Origin of the sequence: Enterobacter sp. ZOR0014 (genome assembly GCF_000798855.1) — a bacterium.
Taxonomy (GTDB): Bacteria; Pseudomonadota; Gammaproteobacteria; order Enterobacterales; family Enterobacteriaceae; genus Enterobacter; species Enterobacter kobei.
Genome location: NZ_JTLF01000349.1, coordinates 1 through 1,181, shown reverse-complemented (window position 1 = coordinate 1,181; position 1,181 = coordinate 1). Strand labels below are relative to the sequence as shown.

Here is a 1,181-nt window from a genome sequence, read left to right as displayed (position 1 = left end):
TCTCAAATAAAAAGGAAATTATATGGCTATATGCTAATATTTTGGCTCGTATGAGCGTGTTTATATCATTACGATATAATTTAAGTCTAATTAACTTAACGCTCACAGGAACGAAAATATAGGCTTTAAACGATATAACCACATTTAAAAGAAAGGATAATATGCAAACACAAAAAGGTGGCAGACCCACAATTTTACCTAAGATGTATGAAGAACCGCTTTTTAGCCAAATCATTGATAAAATTGAATCAGGCTGTAATGACAGAGAAATCTACACCAGTTTGCATTGTTCGGCTAAAACTTTTAGAAAGTGGCGAGATGACAATATAAAGGCGTATGACGAAGCTAAAAGCATTGCTAGGGGAAATCTATTAGAACTAGCCGAAAGTGCCTTAGCGAGCAAACTGACAGTCAGAACGCTAAAAGAAACAGAAACAATATATGACGCTGACGGAAACGTTGAAAAAGTAAAGGTTAAAGAGAAAGAACTTGATAAAGATAGCTTGGTAGCAATGATGGTTGCTAAGGCTGGAAACCCTGAACTTTATAACCCTACTGAATGGCGGAGATTGCAACAGGAAGAATCAAGTGCTCATGACCTTAAAGCTAAAATTGAAGAACTTGACGACTATAAGCTAAGTAAGTATAAAACGCCAGAAATCAAAGTCCCAGAGGGGTTTGAATGAAAAAATATTGGGTAGTTGAAGACCATTTGGGCGGAGGACTTTATCTGATGTCAGAAAATACTTCAGAAAAAGAATTAGAAGAAGTTGAAGATTATTGTGAGACGTGTGGAGACAACGATTCTATTATTGGTCAGTTTTCAAACTGGAAACAACTTAAAAAAGAAATGACTGATGACGAAGGTTGGTGTCCATATTCAGATGAATATTTGCAATCAGTATTTGAATAGAAAGGGAATGAATGTATTATTTAAATAAAATGTTGGAATACAACAAAGAAAACGGCATTATTATTAATAAGTACATTCGCAAGACTATTCAGAAGCAAATACGTATTCATAACAAATATATTTATCGCTATGACCGTGTTACGCAAGCTATTGAATGGATAGAAGACAACTTCTACCTGACTACTGGTAACCTGATGAAAATTGAGCTACTTCCAACACAAAAATGGTGGTATGAGTTAATGTTAGGCTATGATATGGTTGAATGTTC

General features: G+C 34.8%; 3 protein-coding genes. All 3 read left to right on the top strand.

Going from position 1 to position 1,181, the window contains the following annotated elements; all coding sequences use genetic code 11:
* The first annotated feature begins 161 nt into the window (after nucleotides 1–161).
* Entirely contained in the window at nucleotides 162–686 is a 525-nt protein-coding gene (locus tag L977_RS19910) for a bacteriophage terminase small subunit (protein ID WP_036853255.1), read from the top strand.
* Nucleotides 683–913, top strand: coding sequence for a hypothetical protein (locus tag L977_RS19905; RefSeq protein WP_036853254.1), 231 nt, complete (start codon nucleotides 683–685; stop codon nucleotides 911–913). Before L977_RS19910 ends, L977_RS19905 begins: the two co-directional genes overlap by 4 nt.
* Before the next feature lie 11 nt (nucleotides 914–924).
* On the top strand, nucleotides 925–1,181 hold a 257-nt coding region (locus L977_RS19900), incomplete at its 3' end, for a hypothetical protein (RefSeq protein ID WP_047626751.1).

What these genes read in the sequence shown, in the direction of transcription:
- L977_RS19910 (WP_036853255.1), top strand. Translation starts at nt 162, where the DNA reads ATGCAAACACAAAAAGGTGGCAGACCCACAATTTTACCTAAGATGTAT.
- L977_RS19905 (WP_036853254.1), top strand. Translation starts at nt 683, where the DNA reads ATGAAAAAATATTGGGTAGTTGAAGACCATTTGGGCGGAGGACTTTAT.